Annotated in this window: 17 protein-coding genes; 14 read left to right on the top strand and 3 right to left on the bottom strand. The window is 36.4% G+C overall.

Annotated elements, in window-relative coordinates:
* Positions 1 to 43: 43 nt before the first annotated feature.
* The gene (gene wecB / locus JFT95_RS23545) at positions 44 to 1,159 is read left to right on the top strand and encodes a non-hydrolyzing UDP-N-acetylglucosamine 2-epimerase (RefSeq protein WP_002034751.1); all 1,116 of its coding nucleotides are present in this window, start codon (positions 44 to 46) and stop codon (positions 1,157 to 1,159) included.
* A 53-nt stretch (positions 1,160 to 1,212) separates the two neighbouring features.
* On the opposite strand, the gene JFT95_RS23540 is transcribed toward wecB, so the two are convergent.
* A complete protein-coding gene (locus JFT95_RS23540) occupies positions 1,213 to 2,340 on the bottom strand; it encodes an LCP family protein (RefSeq protein WP_201053352.1) in 1,128 nt (375 codons plus the stop codon).
* 74 nt (positions 2,341 to 2,414) lie between these two features.
* Positions 2,415 to 3,050 (bottom strand): YigZ family protein, encoded by a 636-nt coding sequence (locus JFT95_RS23535; RefSeq protein WP_002143754.1) that lies wholly within the window; start codon positions 3,048 to 3,050, stop codon positions 2,415 to 2,417.
* A gap of 238 nt (positions 3,051 to 3,288) precedes the next feature.
* Here JFT95_RS23535 and JFT95_RS23530 point away from each other — a divergent pair, with 238 nt between their 5' ends.
* The 7 genes from JFT95_RS23530 (at position 3,289) to hpf (ending at position 9,570) form a co-directional block, all read left to right on the top strand.
* Complete coding sequence (locus JFT95_RS23530; protein WP_002016143.1) at positions 3,289 to 4,131, top strand: DegV family protein; 843 nt, start codon at positions 3,289 to 3,291, stop codon at positions 4,129 to 4,131.
* A gap of 173 nt (positions 4,132 to 4,304) precedes the next feature.
* Positions 4,305 to 4,619, top strand: a complete 315-nt coding sequence (locus JFT95_RS23525; RefSeq protein WP_002089608.1) for a winged helix-turn-helix transcriptional regulator — start codon at positions 4,305 to 4,307, stop codon at positions 4,617 to 4,619.
* A gap of 264 nt (positions 4,620 to 4,883) precedes the next feature.
* Positions 4,884 to 6,200 carry a C40 family peptidase gene (locus tag JFT95_RS23520; protein WP_201053350.1) on the top strand — a complete coding sequence of 439 codons (1,317 nt, stop codon included), beginning with the start codon at positions 4,884 to 4,886 and terminating at the stop codon, positions 6,198 to 6,200.
* A gap of 130 nt (positions 6,201 to 6,330) precedes the next feature.
* The gene (comFA, locus tag JFT95_RS23515) at positions 6,331 to 7,680 is read left to right on the top strand and encodes an ATP-dependent helicase ComFA (protein WP_193652142.1); all 1,350 of its coding nucleotides are present in this window, start codon (positions 6,331 to 6,333) and stop codon (positions 7,678 to 7,680) included.
* Positions 7,680 to 8,384, top strand: a complete 705-nt coding sequence (locus tag JFT95_RS23510) for a ComFC family protein (protein WP_078175854.1) — start codon at positions 7,680 to 7,682, stop codon at positions 8,382 to 8,384. The genes comFA and JFT95_RS23510 overlap by 1 nt, the downstream gene beginning before the upstream one ends.
* Positions 8,385 to 8,510: 126 nt before the next feature.
* The gene (cspC, locus tag JFT95_RS23505) at positions 8,511 to 8,708 is read left to right on the top strand and encodes a cold shock protein CspC (RefSeq protein ID WP_001990088.1); all 198 of its coding nucleotides are present in this window, start codon (positions 8,511 to 8,513) and stop codon (positions 8,706 to 8,708) included.
* 319 nt (positions 8,709 to 9,027) lie between these two features.
* Positions 9,028 to 9,570, top strand: a complete 543-nt coding sequence (gene hpf, locus JFT95_RS23500) for a ribosome hibernation-promoting factor, HPF/YfiA family (protein ID WP_002034758.1) — start codon at positions 9,028 to 9,030, stop codon at positions 9,568 to 9,570.
* Between the two features lie 103 nt (positions 9,571 to 9,673).
* Here hpf and JFT95_RS23495 read toward each other — a convergent pair whose 3' ends face one another.
* The gene (locus JFT95_RS23495) at positions 9,674 to 10,117 is read right to left on the bottom strand and encodes a VOC family protein (RefSeq protein WP_002192279.1); all 444 of its coding nucleotides are present in this window, start codon (positions 10,115 to 10,117) and stop codon (positions 9,674 to 9,676) included.
* An 82-nt stretch (positions 10,118 to 10,199) separates the two neighbouring features.
* On the opposite strand from JFT95_RS23495, the gene JFT95_RS23490 reads away from it, so the two are divergent.
* From JFT95_RS23490 to ftsX, 6 genes are all read left to right on the top strand, one after another.
* On the top strand, positions 10,200 to 11,138 hold the full coding sequence (locus JFT95_RS23490; RefSeq protein WP_201053348.1) for a helix-turn-helix transcriptional regulator: 939 nt from the start codon (positions 10,200 to 10,202) through the stop codon (positions 11,136 to 11,138).
* Between the two features lie 253 nt (positions 11,139 to 11,391).
* Positions 11,392 to 13,899: a preprotein translocase subunit SecA gene (gene secA, locus JFT95_RS23485; protein ID WP_002034761.1), complete on the top strand. Its 2,508-nt coding sequence runs from the start codon at positions 11,392 to 11,394 to the stop codon at positions 13,897 to 13,899.
* A gap of 143 nt (positions 13,900 to 14,042) precedes the next feature.
* Positions 14,043 to 15,141 (top strand): peptide chain release factor 2 gene (gene prfB / locus JFT95_RS23480; RefSeq protein WP_100248371.1). Its coding sequence is split into 2 segments (ribosomal slippage): positions 14,043 to 14,114 and positions 14,116 to 15,141, totalling 1,098 coding nucleotides; the frame shifts between segments, so codons are not numbered across the junction.
* A gap of 456 nt (positions 15,142 to 15,597) precedes the next feature.
* Entirely contained in the window at positions 15,598 to 15,921 is a 324-nt protein-coding gene (gene cccB, locus JFT95_RS23475) for a cytochrome c551 (protein ID WP_002016129.1), read from the top strand.
* A gap of 323 nt (positions 15,922 to 16,244) precedes the next feature.
* Positions 16,245 to 16,931 carry a cell division ATP-binding protein FtsE gene (ftsE, locus tag JFT95_RS23470; protein WP_002016128.1) on the top strand — a complete coding sequence of 229 codons (687 nt, stop codon included), beginning with the start codon at positions 16,245 to 16,247 and terminating at the stop codon, positions 16,929 to 16,931.
* Positions 16,921 to 17,814, top strand: a complete 894-nt coding sequence (ftsX, locus tag JFT95_RS23465) for a permease-like cell division protein FtsX (protein WP_002089596.1) — start codon at positions 16,921 to 16,923, stop codon at positions 17,812 to 17,814. The genes ftsE and ftsX overlap by 11 nt, the downstream gene beginning before the upstream one ends.
* The last annotated feature ends 30 nt before the right edge of the window (positions 17,815 to 17,844 follow it).

Here is a 17,844-nt window from a genome sequence, read left to right as displayed (position 1 = left end):
CGATAATAGAAGTTTTAACTAGTGAAAGAAAAGAGGCAATGAAATGACTGAACGTTTAAAAGTAATGACAATTTTCGGGACACGACCAGAAGCAATTAAAATGGCACCTCTTGTATTAGAGTTGCAAAAGCACCCAGAAAAGATTGAATCAATTGTGACTGTAACAGCACAACACCGTCAAATGTTAGATCAAGTATTAAATATCTTTGGAATTACGCCAGATTTCGATTTGAATATCATGAAAGATCGTCAAACGTTAATCGATATTACAACACGTGGTTTAGAAGGTTTAGATAAAGTAATGAAAGAAGCGAAGCCTGATATCGTACTTGTGCATGGTGATACAACGACGACATTTATTGCAAGCTTAGCTGCTTTTTATAATCAAATTCCAGTAGGACATGTTGAAGCAGGACTTCGTACATGGGATAAGTATTCTCCATATCCAGAAGAGATGAATCGCCAACTAACAGGTGTAATGGCGGATCTTCATTTCTCACCTACAACAAAATCAGCAACGAACTTACAAAAAGAAAATAAAGATGAGTCACGCATTTTCGTAACAGGAAATACAGCGATCGATGCACTGAAGACAACTGTAAAAGAAACTTATAGCCATTCGGTGTTAGAGAAACTTGGAAATGATCGTCTTGTACTTATGACAGCACACCGTCGTGAAAATTTAGGAGAACCAATGCGCAATATGTTCCGTGCAATTAAGCGTCTTGTTGATAAGCACGAAGATGTACAAGTTGTATACCCTGTTCATATGAATCCTGTTGTTCGCGAAATAGCGAATGATATTTTAGGCGAGCATAGCCGTATTCATTTAATTGAGCCGTTAGATGTAATTGATTTCCATAACGTTGCAGCTCGTTCATACTTAATGTTAACTGATTCTGGTGGTGTACAAGAGGAAGCACCATCACTAGGTGTGCCAGTCCTTGTCCTTCGTGATACGACGGAACGCCCAGAAGGTATTGAAGCAGGTACGCTGAAATTAGCAGGAACAGATGAAGAGACAATCTTTGGTCTTGCTGATGAGTTGTTATCTGATAAAGAAGCTCATGATAAGATGACGAAAGCATCTAACCCTTACGGCGATGGTCGTGCATCTGAGCGTATTGTAGAAGCGATTTTACAACACTTTAAGAAGTAACAACAATTGCGTGAAATAAAAAGAGCCAAATCGTATACGATTTGGCTCTTTTTTTATTCATGATTCCTCATAATCCACTCTGCATGAGCATTTGTAGAAGGGGGAGGAGGCGGTGGTGTTTTGTTCTCACTCGGCTCCTTCTTTGCTTTTGCGCTGGAGTTAGAATTTGAATCGGAATTTGTATTCTCATTTTTCGTAGTCTCTGTTGGAACTTTGGCTTTTTCTCCTATTTCCTTTTCAATTTCGTTACGTACAGTCTCTACACTGATTGGATCTGGAAGGAAGTAATAAATACCGCCAATTTTTCTGTCTTCTCCTTCAAGTTTTAACGTTTGTATTGTAGAAGGGTCGAATCCAGAGATTTTATTGTAAAGAGCAAGTCCGTCTGAAATAGGAATATCGGTTTTTATATATTTTCCAACTACCTTTGTTAAATCTTTAATTTTAAATACGGTAGAAGCAGAGTTTAGCTTTTGGGCAACAGCAGCCAGTACTTGTCTTTGTCTAGCAGCTCGACCATAATCACCGTTAGGATCTTGCTTTCGCATACGGACGTATGCGAGTGCTTCTTCACCATTTAAGTTCTGTTGACCTTGTTTAAATTGGATTTTTTTATAGTAATCCACGTCAGAGCGTTCCCAGAAATCGAAGGGGACATCAACGGTAATACCGTCAACAGCATCAACGATCCCTTTAAATCCTTGGAAATCAATTTTAATATAATGGTCTACAGGAACTTTTAGAAAATCTTCGACAGTTTTGATTGCCATTTTTTCTCCACCGTAAGCATGCGCAGCGTTAATTTTGTCTTCTTTGTTCTTTCCAACGATTGGAACGCGAGTATCACGAGGAATACTCATAAGCGAAACCTTTTGAGTTTTCGGATTGACTGTCGCAAACATTAATGAATCTGTACGACCATTTTGACCGTCTGTTGCATAATCCTCAATCCCCATAATGAGGATTGTAAAAGGTTCCTTTGTAATTTCTACATCTTCGGCTCTTAAATCCGATTTTTCACGGTTAAATCCACTGTACATCCCCATGAGAGAAGAGTAGGAATTTAACATATAAAGTCCTACGCTACCAAATAAAAATGCGAAAATAAGAAAGAAGAAAAGTTTTCTTCTACGTTTCTTTTTTATTCTGCTATTTTGGAGATGATTATAACGTTCTTCCATATATAATCTCCTTAGTTCATTTGTAGGGAATTAATTCACTACATTAATCTTTAAAGGCGAGACGTTAGCTATTCTTAGACAACGCCTTGTTCTAAGTACAACATATCTCCTTCTTTAATTGTACACTTCCCGTTTGTTAATTCAATCATCCAATCTGTGAATGGTTGTCTTTTGTCCTCTTCTACATACGCATCAAATGTGACATTTTCTAGATAATGTATATCTTTAATAGCATATTCTGAATTGCGTAATTCATTTTCAACTTTGCCAAGTAAAGTGTAATCAATTTCTGTTTGCATAACGCGCATTAGTTTTCGTTCAACAACGCCTACATGGTTAAGACCTTCACTTGTACATTTTCCATATGCGCGAATTAATCCGCCAGCACCAAGTTTAATGCCGCCAAAATAGCGCGTAACGACGACGACAGTATCTTTTAGACCTCGTTTTTTTAATACCTCTAACATAGGCACACCAGCTGTGCCGCTCGGTTCACCGTCATCGTTCGCTTTTTGAATTTGATCTTGTTCGCCGATTAAATATGCGGAACAATTATGTGTTGCATTCCAATGCTGTTTTTTTATTTTTTGTATAAATGTTTGAGCTTCCTCTTCCGTTGTGGCGCGATTCACATAGCAAATGAATCTTGATTTTTGAATCACAATTTCGTGCTCTCCATAGCCTTTTATTGTTAAATATTGTAATAACAATGGTATACGCCCCTATCTTTCAAAATAACTAGTACTTTACATTTTAAAAGCGAGCGTTTTTATATTCAAACATTTTTTACAAATATGTTGAAATTTTTGGTGAGTATTTTATCTTTTTGTTGTAATTTGTCGAGCGAGTGATTGTAGTTTCTAGCCGGCATTTTTATGTATGGATGCACCTTTTCTAGTTTTCGTGTAAAATTAGGGGATAAAAATTTTTTATAAGGCAGGTACGAAAATGAAAACAGCTATTGTTACCGATAGTACAGCATATATACCGAAGCATATTCGTGACGAACTCAATATATATATGATTCCATTAAACGTTGTGTTTGGAACGGAATCTTATCAAGAAGAGGCTGAAGTTTCAGCAAATGATTTTTATATAAAGGTACGTGAACAAGAGGAACTTCCGAAAACTTCGCAACCAGCAATTGGAAAGTTTTTAGAGTTATATGAAGAGTTATCTAAAGAATATGATGCAGTTATTAGCATTCACCTTTCCAGTGGAATTAGTGGTACATATCAAACAGCAACGGCAGCTGGACAGATGGTAGATGGTATTGATGTATATACGTACGACTCTGAAATTAGTTGTGAAGTACAAGGGTTTTACGTGCGTGAAGGGGCAAAATTAGTAAGTGAAGGGAAAGCCCCAGAAGAGATTATCGCTCGCTTTGATGAAATGAAGCAAACGATGGATGCTTATTTTGTAGTGGATGATTTACATCATTTACAACGTGGTGGAAGATTAAATAGTGCACAAGCTTTCATTGGTAGTTTGTTACAGGTAAAACCAGTATTATACTTTAGAGATAAAGTAATTATTCCATTCGAAAAAATTCGTACGCGTAAAAAAGCGTTAAAGCGTATCGTTGAAATCTTTGATGAGCAGGCAAATAAAGGTGTGCCTATGGAAGCTGTTATTATTCATGCGAATCGTGAAGAGGAAGCTAATGAATGGAAACAAGAATTAGAAGAGATATACCCTCATGTTACAATTCGTACGAGTTATTTCGGAGCTGTAATTGGGACGCATTTAGGTGAAGGTGCGCTTGGTTTAGGTTGGTATACGAAGTGATAAAGATATAAAAGCTCTCTTACTTGAAGAGGGTTTTTTTACGGGTATTTTACGGGGATTTGACAAGTTAATATTTGGAAATGGTAAAATGTATGTAAAATTAAATAATGAGGAAAGTTTTATTACTTACTTTTTACAAGAAACTATATTATAATAGAAGAGAGGTGAAACATATGGAGCATAATTCTTGTTTATGTCCAAAGTTTGAGTCAGCTTTTACAATGCTTAGTAAGAAATGGACTGGCTTAATTATTAAATCTTTGCTCGAAGAGCCGAAACGTTTCAGAGAAATCGCAGATATTATACCGAATATGAGCGATCGTATGTTGTCAGAACGTTTAAAGGAATTAGAAGGCGAAGGTATTGTAGTTCGTAATGTTTACCCAGAAGTACCAGTTAGAATAGAGTACGGTGTAACTGATAAAGGGAAAGCGTTGGAAAGTGTTATGGATGAGGTCCAAAATTGGGCTGAGAAATGGATGAAGTAACGTTTCTATTTCATTCATATTGGAGTATTTTCAAAACGTAAGGGGTTCCCTTACGTTTTTTTTCAATTCTATAAAAAACGGTGTAAGGCTCTTGAAATTCTACATATATATACAAATTTAGATATACTTTGCTATAGAGATAAATGTAATATTACATTTATTTTACAAAACCGTAACATTAGCAAAAAAACTCCCGAATTATGGTATAAATTTTAATAGGTTATATACGGAAAATGAAAAAAAGAAAGCGGTGTAAAAAATAAAATGAAAAAGCTAAAAATGGCATCTTGCGCATTAGTTGCAGGGTTAATGTTTTCTGGGCTAACACCAAATGTATTTGCAGAAGATAAAATTTCTGACGTGAAATCACAAATTAACACACAAAATGATACTTTACATAAACAACAACAAGAACGTGATGAATTACAAAAACAAATGAATGACTTAAACAAAACAATCCAAGGTTTGGATAAGTCTGTTCAAGAGAACGCTTCAAAACTTGATGAAACAACAAAAAAAGTTTCTGATACGGAGCAATTAATCGAAAATAAAAATAAAGATATTGCAGAACTACAAACAAAGATTGCAAAACGTGAAGAGTTATTAAGAAAACGTTTAGTTGCACTACAAGAACAGCCAAATACGAACATTGTAACAGAAGTTCTTGTAAACTCTAAAAACGTTGCAGATTTAGTTGATCGTTTAGCTTCTGTGTCTAAAATTATGGAATCTGACGAAGATATCATGAAAACACAACAAGAAGATCAAACGAGCGTGAAAAAAGATGTTGAGACAGTAAAAGAAAAACAAAAAGAATTAAAAGAAGCACAAGCTCAAATTGAAACTGCTAAGAAAGAACTTGACGTTGAAAAAGAGAAAAAAGCAACAGCAGTAAACGATTTAAGCGGTAAAATGGATACAGTTGTAACTACAATGACAAGTACGGAAGGTCAATTGAAAGAGCTTGAACAACAGGCATTAAAATTACAACAAATCGCTGAAAAAGAAGCGCAAGAAAAAGCTGCACAAGAAGCTGCTGCTCAAAAACAAGCAGAACAAGCTGCTAAAGAAGCACAAGCTCAACAAGTTGCACCAGCGCAAGCGCCTGCAGAACAAGCTGCACCAGCAAACAATGCTGGACAAGCTCAAAAAGAAGAACCTAAAAAAGAAGAGCCTAAAAAAGAGACACCTAAACAAGAAAACAAAAAACCAGAGCCAGCACCAGGTCCAACTCCGGCTCCTGGCGTAATTGGTAAAGCGCAACAATACTTAGGTAAGCCATATGTTTGGGGAAGTGCATCTCCATCAAACGGTGGTTTTGACTGTAGTGGATTTATTTCTTACATTTATGGTGTAGGTCGTCAAGACGTTGCAGGTTACTGGAACTCAGTTTCGAAAGTAAGTAGCCCACAGCCTGGAGATTTAGTATTCTTCCAAGGTACTTATAAAGCAGGTCCATCTCACATCGGTATTTACGTTGGTAACGACCAGATGATTCATGCAGGTGATAAAGGGATTGCTTACGCTAGCTTAAGCAGTAGCTACAACCAAAAGCATTTCTTAGGTTACGGTAGATTATAGGATTTATAATTGAATAAAAAACGTGTATAAAGTCGATAGCCTACTATTTTATAAGTAGGTTATCGGCTTTTTTGAGTTTTTACGAGATAAAGAGAAGGATTTATAGTAGTGCTGGAGGTGGCTATTGATGATGTTAGCTGGTAGACAGTTACTGTTAGAAGAACTCTCTTCAGATTTGCAGAATAAATTGGATCATCTGAAAAGGAATCGAGACGTCGTTTGTGTGCAAGGGGTAATTAAGAAGTCTTCAAAATATATGTGTCAGCGCTGCGGAAATATAGAGCAGCGACTATTTGTATCATTGCTATGTAAAAGGTGCAATGAAGTATGTACGTATTGCCGGAAATGTATAACGATGGGCAGGGTAAGTGAATGTACTGTACTTGTTCGCGGGATTGCTGAAATAAGCGGAGAAAGTTATTTGAATCCGTTACAGTGGGAAGGCGTTTTGTCTGACGGTCAGGAGTTAGCTGCGCAAAGTGTCGTTGACGCTGTTAAGCAGAAAGAATCATTTTTTATTTGGGCGGTGTGCGGGGCTGGAAAAACAGAAATGTTGTTTCGCGGAATTGCAGAGGCGCTACAAAAGGGAGAAAGAGTTTGTATTGCAACGCCGAGAACGGACGTAGTACTTGAATTAGCACCAAGATTACAAGAAGTGTTTCCAAATATAAATGTAGCTGCTTTATACGGAGGGAGTTTAGACCGAGAAAAAGATGCGGCGTTAATCGTTGCAACTACACATCAATTGTTACGTTATTATAGGGCGTTCCATGTCATGATTGTAGATGAGATAGATGCTTTTCCGTATCATGCAGATAAGATGTTGCAGTATGCAGTAAACGAAGCGATGAAAGAGAAGGCAGCACGTATTTATTTAACTGCAACTCCAGATGAAAAGTGGAAGCGTAAGTTGCGAAGTGGTAAGCAAAAAGGGGTTATTATTTCAGGGCGATACCATCGTCATCCATTGCCAGTTCCGATATTTCAGTGGTGCGGAAATTGGAAAAAGGGTCTTATACGTAAAAAAATTCCTCGTGCTTTATTACAATGGTTAAATCTGTACTTATCGAAACGATACCCCATTTTTCTATTTGTTCCTCATGTGCGATATGTAGAAGAAATTAGCCAGTTATTAAAATCATTAAACAATCAAATTGACGGTGTGCATGCAGAAGATCCGGCGAGAAAAGAGAAGGTAGCAGCTTTCAGAAAAGGAGAAATCCCTTTATTAGTTACAACGACGATTTTGGAACGAGGAGTAACTGTTAAAAATTTGCAAGTTGCAGTTTTAGGAGCTGAGGAAGAAATATTTTCAGAAAGTGCTCTCGTTCAAATTGCAGGGCGTGCTGGCAGAAGCTCTGATGAACCGCATGGAGATGTTATCTATTTTCATTATGGAAAGACAGAGGCGATGGTTCGTGCGAAAAAACATATTCAAAGTATGAATAAGAATGCTAAAGAACAAGGACTGATAGATTGATGCATTGTCTACTTTGTGATGAGTATATTTCATATGCGATTAGTTGGTACACTTTTTTTGTTAAGCTTCATAAAAAGTATATATGTGATAGATGTGAGCAAAAACTTTCCTATATTATAGGAGATATTTGCAAGGAGTGTGGTCGGCCTTTAGAACTTGTACCAGCTGAATATAAAAACGGGGATATTTGTATGGACTGCATAAGGTGGACGAACGAGCAGGGGTTTCCGTCTCTCATAAATCGTTCGTTGCATGTGTATGATGAAGGGATGAAAGAAATATTAGCACAGTTTAAATTTCGAGGAGATGCTGAATTAGTGCATATTTTTCATCAGCCTTTTCGAAGTCTTTTTCAAAAATATTTTGCGAATGTTTCAGTTGCCATTCCGGTTCCTCTTAGTGAAGAGCGAGAATACGAGCGTGGTTTTAATCAAGCGGAGTTACTAGCTTCTTGTTTGCCTATCAAAATGTTGTGTACATCATTAAGAAGAATAGAAACAGAAAAACAAAGTAAGAAGAAGCGTAAAGAAAGGATATCGGGAGTTAATCCTTTTTATTTTCAGGGAGAAGAGATGTTTCATGAGCAACACGTTTTAATCGTGGATGATGTGTATACGACAGGAATTACTGTTAGGCAAATTGGAAGCCTTTTGTATGATCGAGGAGCGAGAGAGGTTTCTTGTTTGACGCTTTGTAGAGGTTAATATGTGAATGTCGAAAGGAGTAATAAAAAGACGACAGGTCTTCTTTGACTTACAGTCTTGTCATTCGCTATAGTCAGAATATGGGGCGAATGCCCTGATTTTAAGAGTGAAGGGAATGGAATGAACATGCAAGGACGAGTAAAATGGTTTAATGCAGAAAAGGGATTTGGATTTATTGAGCGTGAAGATGGTGACGATGTGTTTGTTCATTTTTCTGCTATTCAACAAGATGGGTATAAGTCGTTAGAAGAAGGTCAACAAGTGGAGTTTGATATTGTTGATGGAGCACGTGGGCCACAAGCGGCTAATGTTGTGAAACTGTAAAAATTAAGTTTTTGGAAAAGATAGAGCTGTATTTTTAGCAGCATTATATAGATGGCGAAAGCTCTTGCTCGTAACAAGGGCTTTTTGTTTTGGAAGAGTTGTCAAAAAGTTGTTTCTTTTCTGTAACTAATTGTCCACAGTTACATTCGTTATTCACGATGTTAATAGGATAAAATAAAGATAGAAACGATGCATCTTTTCATTTCAACAAAAAACGATAAAAAAATCGCAATTCCACTAATTTTTTAAAAAAATTAGAAGGAGTTTTTAAGCCAATGTCGAAATTATAGTACATAGGCTTGAAAGGAGGAATTCATCTATGAAATTCAACATTCGTGGTGAAAATATTGAAGTAACTCCAGCATTAAAGGAATATGTAGAGAAAAAACTAAGTAAATTAGAGCGTTATTTTGATACATTCCCAGAGATTAAGGTTAATTTAAAAGTATACTCTGACAAGCAACGTATCGAGGTAACAATTCCATTTACAGATTTATTACTTCGTGCAGAAGAAACAAATAGCGATATGTACGCTGCGATTGATTTAGTAGTTGATAAAATTGAGCGACAAATTCGTAAACATAAAACAAAGGTAAACCGTAAATTACGTGAGAAAGGTTCTGTGAAAACTAACTTTATCCTTCCGGAAGCAGTAGCTGTTCTGGATGCGGTAGAAGAGGATGAATTAGAACTTGTACGTACAAAACGATTCGATTTAAAACCGATGGACGTTGAAGAAGCGATCTTGCAAATGGATATGCTAGGACATAGTTTCTTCGTCTTCACAAATGCTGATACAAATGAAACTAATGTTGTATATGGCCGTAAAGATGGGAAATATGGTTTAATCGAAACAAAATAATCATTCAAAAGCGCAGCCGAAATGGCTGCGCTTTTTTTATATGTTTTTGCCTTCCTATCTTGTAATATTGATATGAATTTAAATGGCTTATTCGTAATGAAATTTAGAAGTCATGTTTTGTAACGGTCAATTGTATTACTATTCCAAAAGGATCTCGCACAATGGCGTAACCCGGGCTGAAGGAGTTTTTTTCAAAAGGTGTTAAAATATAAACCTCATCATGTTGAATTAGATTGTGATAGAGTGCTTCAATGGTTTGGAAATCTTTAGATTGAATGCATAATGATGAGCTATTACTTAATTGCCAAGGACGTGTGGAATCCACTGCCTGTTCTGCAATCATAATTTTATTAGTGCCAATTTGTAAAACGAAATGGGTAATATAATGTTCTTGGCTTTCTTTATACGTGAAATTCGGATCTATTTCTTTCATTTCTTTATAATTCTTTTTAAATAAAACTTTTGCGTCTAAATACTGTTCGTAAAATGCAATTGCTTTAGCACCTTGCCCATTTAATGATAAAAAAGGGATTACTTCAAAGTTCATTGTATTGCCTCCTTCATATATGTTTACACTTATTACTATACAAATATAAGGTGCCACGCATTGGCACCTATAGGGAGAGTTTATGAAAAAAGTTGAGCGTTTAAATCAGATGCTACGTTTTATTAATCAAAAACAAATATTCACATTGAAAGATTTAATGGATGAATTTCAAATTTCAAAAAGGACAGCTTTACGTGATATTGCATCATTAGAGGAAATGAGTGTACCTCTTTTTGCAGAGTATGGTCGGTATGGAGGGTATCGTTTAATAAAAACGATGACATTACCACCGATTTCATTTGCAAATCATGAAGTTTTTGCACTTTATTTTGCAATGCAAGCACTAAGTAGTTTTGTAAGTATTCCTTTTCAAATCTCGTTTCGTTCGATTAATAAGAAATTTTTAGATAGTGTTTCGTCAAAACAGCGTGAGCAAATTGAAAACTTGCAAAAAAGAGTGTCCTTTTTTCATTTGGAACAAGCACATGAATGTGGTTATCTAGAAGAGATTTTGTTAGCTGCTGTTCAAAATAGGGCTTTAACTATAAACTATGTAACGCCGAAACAAACGACAATGCGCCGTATTCAGCCGATTTCGATTTATGCAATGAAAGGTTATTGGTATTGTCAGGCTTACGATTTAGATAAAGCGACTTATCGAGTGTTTCGCTGTGATCGTATTAGGTCGTTAGAAATGGTAGATGCTCAGGGTAGTCTGGATTTGGAAAATATAAATATACATAACGCACATAGTCTTTGGAAGGCAACTGAACAAGCTATTCAATTTAAATGCTCAATTACTGCGAGGGGGATAGAGATATTCAAGCAACAACAATATCCTTCGATGAAATTATGGGAAGAATGTGAAGATACATATTTAATAGGAACTTATGAGCCTGCTGAAATCAACTTTATCATTTCATATCTAGCTAGTTTTGGTAAAACTATAAAAATAATTGAGCCATCTTCTTTAAAAGAGAACTTGAAAGAATACTACTTAGATTTAATACAAAATTTGTAACGAAGAGATAGTAGTTTGTTGGAAGAAATAAAATAAAATAAAAACTTTTTCTGAATCTATGGCTCGACATTTGGACGATTGTTGTCATAGTTATAAGACAAGTGTTACAATTATCATTAGGTTTATACATTTTAGTTTTTTAATTAGGAGAAAAATTGGCATAACATAAATTTGATTTTTATAACGACTGATTGTAAAGAGAAAAAGAAAGCAATCGGAAGTTTTATTTTAATAAAAGAGGAGCGTATTTCCTATGATCGGTATTTTAAAAAAGGTATTTGATGTCAACCAACGCCAAATTAAACGTATGCAGAAGACAGTGGAGCAAATTGATGCATTAGAATCATCTATTAAGCCGCTAACTGATGAACAATTAAAAGGAAAGACGATTGAATTTAAAGAACGTCTAACAAAAGGTGAGACAGTAGATGATCTACTTCCTGAAGCTTTTGCGGTTGTTCGTGAAGCAGCGAATCGTGTTCTTGGAATGCGTCCATATGGCGTACAGCTAATGGGTGGTATCGCCTTACATGAAGGAAATATCTCTGAGATGAAAACAGGTGAAGGTAAAACGTTAACATCTACTTTACCTGTATATTTAAACGCATTAACAGGAAAAGGTGTTCACGTTGTTACAGTCAATGAATACTTAGCGCAACGTGATGCGAGCGAAATGGGACAACTTCATGAGTTCCTTGGCCTAACTGTAGGGATTAACTTAAATAGTATGTCACGTGAAGAGAAACAAGCTGCTTATGCTGCTGATATTACGTATAGCACAAATAACGAGCTTGGGTTCGATTACTTACGTGACAACATGGTGTTATATAGAGAGCAGTGCGTTCAGCGTCCACTTAATTTTGCTATCATCGATGAAGTCGATTCTATTTTAGTCGATGAAGCACGTACGCCGCTTATTATTTCGGGACAAGCTCAAAAATCAGCAGAGCTATACATGTTTGCAAATGCATTCGTTCGTACATTAGAAAATGAAAAAGAATATTCATTTGATGTGAAAACGAAAAATGTAATGTTAACAGAAGATGGTATTACGAAAGCTGAGAAAGCTTTCCATATCGATAACTTATTCGATTTAAAACATGTAGCACTTCTTCACCATATTAATCAGGCGCTTCGTGCACACGTTGTTATGCACCTTGATACAGATTATGTTGTACAAGAAGGCGAAATCGTAATCGTAGACCAATTCACTGGTCGTCTTATGAAAGGTCGTCGTTATAGCGAAGGTTTACATCAAGCTATTGAAGCAAAAGAAGGCGTAGAAATTCAAAATGAAAGTATGACGCTTGCAACAATTACGTTCCAAAACTACTTCCGTATGTACGAAAAATTATCTGGTATGACTGGTACAGCAAAAACGGAAGAAGAAGAATTCCGTAGTATTTACAATATGAATGTTATCGTAATTCCAACGAATAAAGATATTATTCGTGATGATCGTGCTGATTTAATCTTCAAATCAATGGAAGGTAAATTCAATGCAGTTGTTGAGGATATTGTAAATCGTCATAAGCAAGGGCAACCTATTCTTGTTGGTACAGTTGCAATTGAAACGTCAGAGCTTATTTCAAAAATGTTAACACGTAAAGGTGTACGTCATAATATCTTAAATGCAAAAAACCATGCGCGTGAAGCAGATATCATTGCAGAAGCTGGTATGAAAGGCGCTGTAACAATTGCGACGAATATGGCTGGTCGTGGTACGGATATTAAGTTAGGCGACGATATTAGAAACGTTGGCCTAGCAGTTATCGGTACAGAGCGTCACGAAAGTCGTCGTATTGATAATCAGTTACGTGGTCGTTCTGGTCGTCAAGGGGACCCTGGTGTAACACAGTTCTACTTATCAATGGAAGATGAACTAATGCGCCGCTTCGGTTCTGACAATATGAAAGCGATGATGGATCGCCTTGGTATGGATGATTCACAGCCAATCGAAAGTAAAATGGTTTCTCGTGCGGTAGAATCTGCGCAAAAACGTGTGGAAGGAAATAACTATGATGCACGTAAGCAGCTATTGCAATACGACGATGTACTTCGTCAACAACGTGAAGTAATTTATAAACAGCGTCAAGAAGTAATGGATTCAGAGAACTTACGCAGTATTATTGAAGGTATGATGAAATCTACGATAGAACGTGCTGTTGCACTTCATACGCAAGAAGAAATCGAAGAAGATTGGAGCATTAAAGGTCTTGTCGATTACTTAAATACAAACCTTCTTGAAGAAGGAGATGTAAAAGAAGAAGAGTTACGTCGCCTTGCTCCAGAAGAAATGAGCGAATCAATTATCGCGAAATTGTTAGAGCGTTATAACGAAAGAGAGAAGCTTCTACCTGAAGAGCAGACGCGTGAATTCGAAAAGGTTGTTGTATTCCGTGTTGTAGATACGAAATGGACAGATCATATCGATGCAATGGATCACCTTCGTGAAGGTATTCATTTACGTGCTTACGGACAAATCGATCCACTTCGTGAATACCAAATGGAAGGATTCGCAATGTTCGAGTCGATGATCGCTTCTATTGAAGAGGAAATCTCTCGTTACATTATGAAAGCTGAAATTGAGCAAAACTTAGAGCGTCAAGAAGTTGTTCAAGGTGAAGCTGTTCATCCATCAAGCGATGGCGAAGACGCGAAGAAAAAACCGGTTGTAAAAGGTGACCAAATGGGACGCAACGATTTATGTAAATGCGGTAGTGGCAAGAAATATAAAAACTGTTGTGGCATTGGGCAGTAATAGGGAACTGTAGTTCAGGCTGCTTTGCAAACTTTTACATCAAAAATGTATAATGAAAAGGTTTAAACTCTCTCCGTAATAAGTGGAGAGAGTTTCCCTTGTTTTCATATGAAAGTAACAGCAATTACATAGAGGTGAAGGAAATGGAATTAGTAGAAATTAGGCAAGAACTAGAAAAAATGGCTAAGAGATTAGCGGCTTTTAGGGGGTCTCTTTGACCTTCCTACTAAGGAAAAACAAATTGCAGAATTAGAAGAAACGATGATGGGCGCAGGATTTTGGGATGACCAACAAGGCGCACAAGCTGTAATTAATGAAGCGAATGCGCTGAAAGATATGGTTGGAAGGTTCCGTCAGTTAGATGAGACGTTCGAAAACTTAGAAATGACGCATGACTTACTTAAAGAAGAGTATGATGAAGATTTACATGAGGAACTAGAATCTGAAGTGAAAACTTTAATTCAAGAAATGAATGAGTACGAGCTGCAGTTACTATTAAGCGATCCTTATGATAAAAATAACGCTATTTTAGAATTACACCCAGGTGCAGGTGGAACAGAATCACAAGACTGGGGTTCTATGTTATTACGTATGTACACGCGCTGGGCTGAAAAACGTAGGTTTAAAGTAGAAACGGTTGACTACTTACCGGGCGATGAAGCTGGTATTAAGAGTGTTACATTATTAATTAAAGGTCATAACGCTTACGGTTACTTGAAAGCGGAGAAAGGTGTACATCGTCTTGTACGTATTTCACCGTTCGATTCTTCAGGTCGTCGTCATACATCGTTCGTATCTTGTGAAGTTGTACCTGAATTCAATGATGAAGTTGAAATTGAAGTGCGTACAGAAGATTTGAAAATAGATACGTATCGTGCAAGTGGTGCAGGTGGACAGCACGTTAATACGACAGATTCAGCAGTTCGTATAACTCATCTACCGACAAACACGGTTGTAACATGTCAGTCAGAGCGTTCTCAAATTAAAAACCGTGAGCATGCGATGAAAATGCTAAAAGCGAAATTATATCAAAAGAAATTAGAAGAACAACAAGCACAATTAGATGAGATTCGCGGAGAGCAAAAAGAAATTGGATGGGGCAGCCAAATCCGTTCTTACGTATTCCACCCGTATTCTCTTGTGAAAGACCACCGCACAAATACAGAAGTTGGTAACGTACAAGCAGTTATGGATGGAGAAATTAATCCGTTTATTGATGCGTATTTACGTTCTCGTATTTAATAAGAGAAAAAGCCAACAGAATTGTTGGCACATGCTGAGGTCCAAGAGGATATAAAGAGGCTTATCTTATTTATATTGATGAAATAAAGAGGAAGAGAAGTTGGAAACGACAACTTCTCTTTTTGATGAGATTATATGTAGAATACAATGCCGTATATTGTTTTGTAAAAGGTAGAGAATAGTAAAACAAAGTGGTAATAGAGTAGGACTTTATATAGAATTTCTCAGTTTTGATTGGAGAAAAAGGCTCTTTATAGAACTTTCTAAGGTGTTCACAGAATTGAAACAATTTATGAAAGCTTATTTTATTAGGCTTCTCACTATATTTGTGAAAAATATGAAATACACCTTAGTTTTTCTATATAAAGATAATGCTTATAATGAATATTGAATGTGTTATGAAAACTATTGCCTAGTTATGAATGAAAAGAATATCAACAATGGGGAGCGATAGAAGTGAAAAAGAAATTGTTGGCTATTACGCTGGGGACGTCAGTCGTTTTTGCTTTAGGAGCATGTGGAAATAAAGAAGAGAGTAAACCATCAAAACAATCTGCAAGCACAGATAGCGCAGAGCAAATTTACCAAAAAAGTTGTATAGGTTGTCACGCTAAAGATTTATCAGGAGCAACTGGACCAGATTTACGAAAAGTAGGACAGAAATATGACGCAGCAGAGATTGAAAAGATTATTGAAAAAGGCCGCGGTTCAATGTCACCAGGAATTATTCAAGGTGAAGATGCGAAAAAAGTAGCTGAATGGTTAGCGGAGCATAAATAAGAAACGTAATTAATAAACGAGCTGATTGTATAACTTGACCGAAAAGTGCTTCGAGTTAAGTAATTACATGAGCTCGTTTACCTTTTATTAGGATGTAACATAACTGTAACAAAATTGTATCCGAATTGGAAACCGATTGATGTTACAATGGGGTTTGTAGAATTTTGATGAAATATATTACATAGAGTAGCGTTGCTAATAAAAAGCATGTATGGAAGCTACCTTCAACAAGAATGGTCGAATGAAAATAAAGGTTTTTCTTTTATTTTCAAATGTACAGAAAAGTATTTCTAAAAAAATCATTAAGTATTGGGTGATAAATAATGATAAAAATGACGAATGTTTATAAGGAGTACCCAAATGGTATGAAAGCCATTGCTGGTCTCACAGTTAACATTAAACAAGGTGAATTCGTATACGTAGTTGGACCGAGTGGAGCCGGAAAATCTACATTTATTAAAATGATGTATCGTGAAGAGAAGCCATCTACAGGATCAATTAATGTAAATGGACTTGTAATTGAAACATTAGCAGAAAGAGATGTTCCATATTTCCGTCGTCAATTAGGCGTGATTTTCCAAGATTTTAAATTACTACCTAAATTAACGGTATATGAGAATGTTGCGTTTGCTTTAGAAGTAATTGAAGAAGAGAAGGAAGCGATTCGTGAGCGCGTTACAGAAGTGTTAGGTCTTGTTGGTCTTGAAGAGCGTGCCGATGCACTTCCAAATGAGCTTTCGGGCGGAGAGCAACAACGTGTGGCGATTGCAAGAGCGATTGTAAATAAGCCAAAGGTTGTAATTGCCGATGAGCCAACAGGTAACTTAGATATTGAAACAGCTCTTGATATTATGAAGATTTTTAAACGTATTAATGAGCGTGGTACAACGATTGTTATGGCGACACATAACGCAGATATCGTAAACACAATTCGTCATCGTGTAATTGCAATTGAAGGCGGAAGAATTGTTCGAGACGAGATTGAGGGAGGATACGGATATGAAGGCTAAAACCCTTAGTCGACATTTGCGAGAAGGTGTGAAAAATCTATCCCGTAACGGATGGATGACATTTGCTTCTGTAAGTGCAGTAACAGTTACATTATTACTTGTAGGTGTCTTTTTGACAGCGATTATGAATATGAACCATTTTGCGACGAAAGTAGAGCAAGATGTAGAAATTCGTGTGCATGTTGATCCAGCAGCAAAAGAAGCTGATCAAAAGAAATTAGAAGAAGATATGAGTAAAATTGCGAAAGTAGATTCTATTAAATATTCTTCTAAAGAAGAAGAGTTGAAACGTTTAATTAAAAGTTTAGGCGATAGTGGAAAAACGTTCGAGTTATTTGAGCAAGATAACCCACTGAAAAACGTATTTGTTGTAAAGGCGAAAGAACCAACAGATACGGCAACAATTGCGAAAAAGATTGAGAAAATGCAGTTTGTAAGTAATGTTCAATACGGTAAAGGTCAAGTTGAAAAATTATTTGATACTGTAAAAACTGGTCGTAACATCGGGATTGCGTTAATTGCGGGTCTTCTATTCACAGCGATGTTCTTAATCTCTAACACAATTAAAATTACAATTTATGCTCGTAGTACTGAGATTGAAATTATGAAACTTGTTGGTGCAACAAACTGGTTTATTCGTTGGCCGTTCTTGTTAGAGGGATTATTCCTAGGAGTATTAGGATCAATTATTCCAATTGGTCTAATTTTAGTTATGTATAATTCGTTGCAAGGTGTGTTTAATGAAAAACTTGGCGGAACAATTTTCGAGCTTCTACCATACAACCCATTCGTATTCCAATTAGCTGGTTTATTAATGTTAATCGGTGCATTAATCGGTATGTGGGGAAGTGTAATGTCAATTCGTCGCTTCTTAAAAGTATAAAAAGTTGCAAACATAATTCGTACAAGCTTA

Source organism: Bacillus sp. TH17 (assembly GCF_016651125.1).
Classification (GTDB): Bacteria; Bacillota; Bacilli; order Bacillales; family Bacillaceae_G; genus Bacillus_A; species Bacillus_A mycoides.
This window is presented reverse-complemented; position numbering and strand designations above follow the sequence as displayed.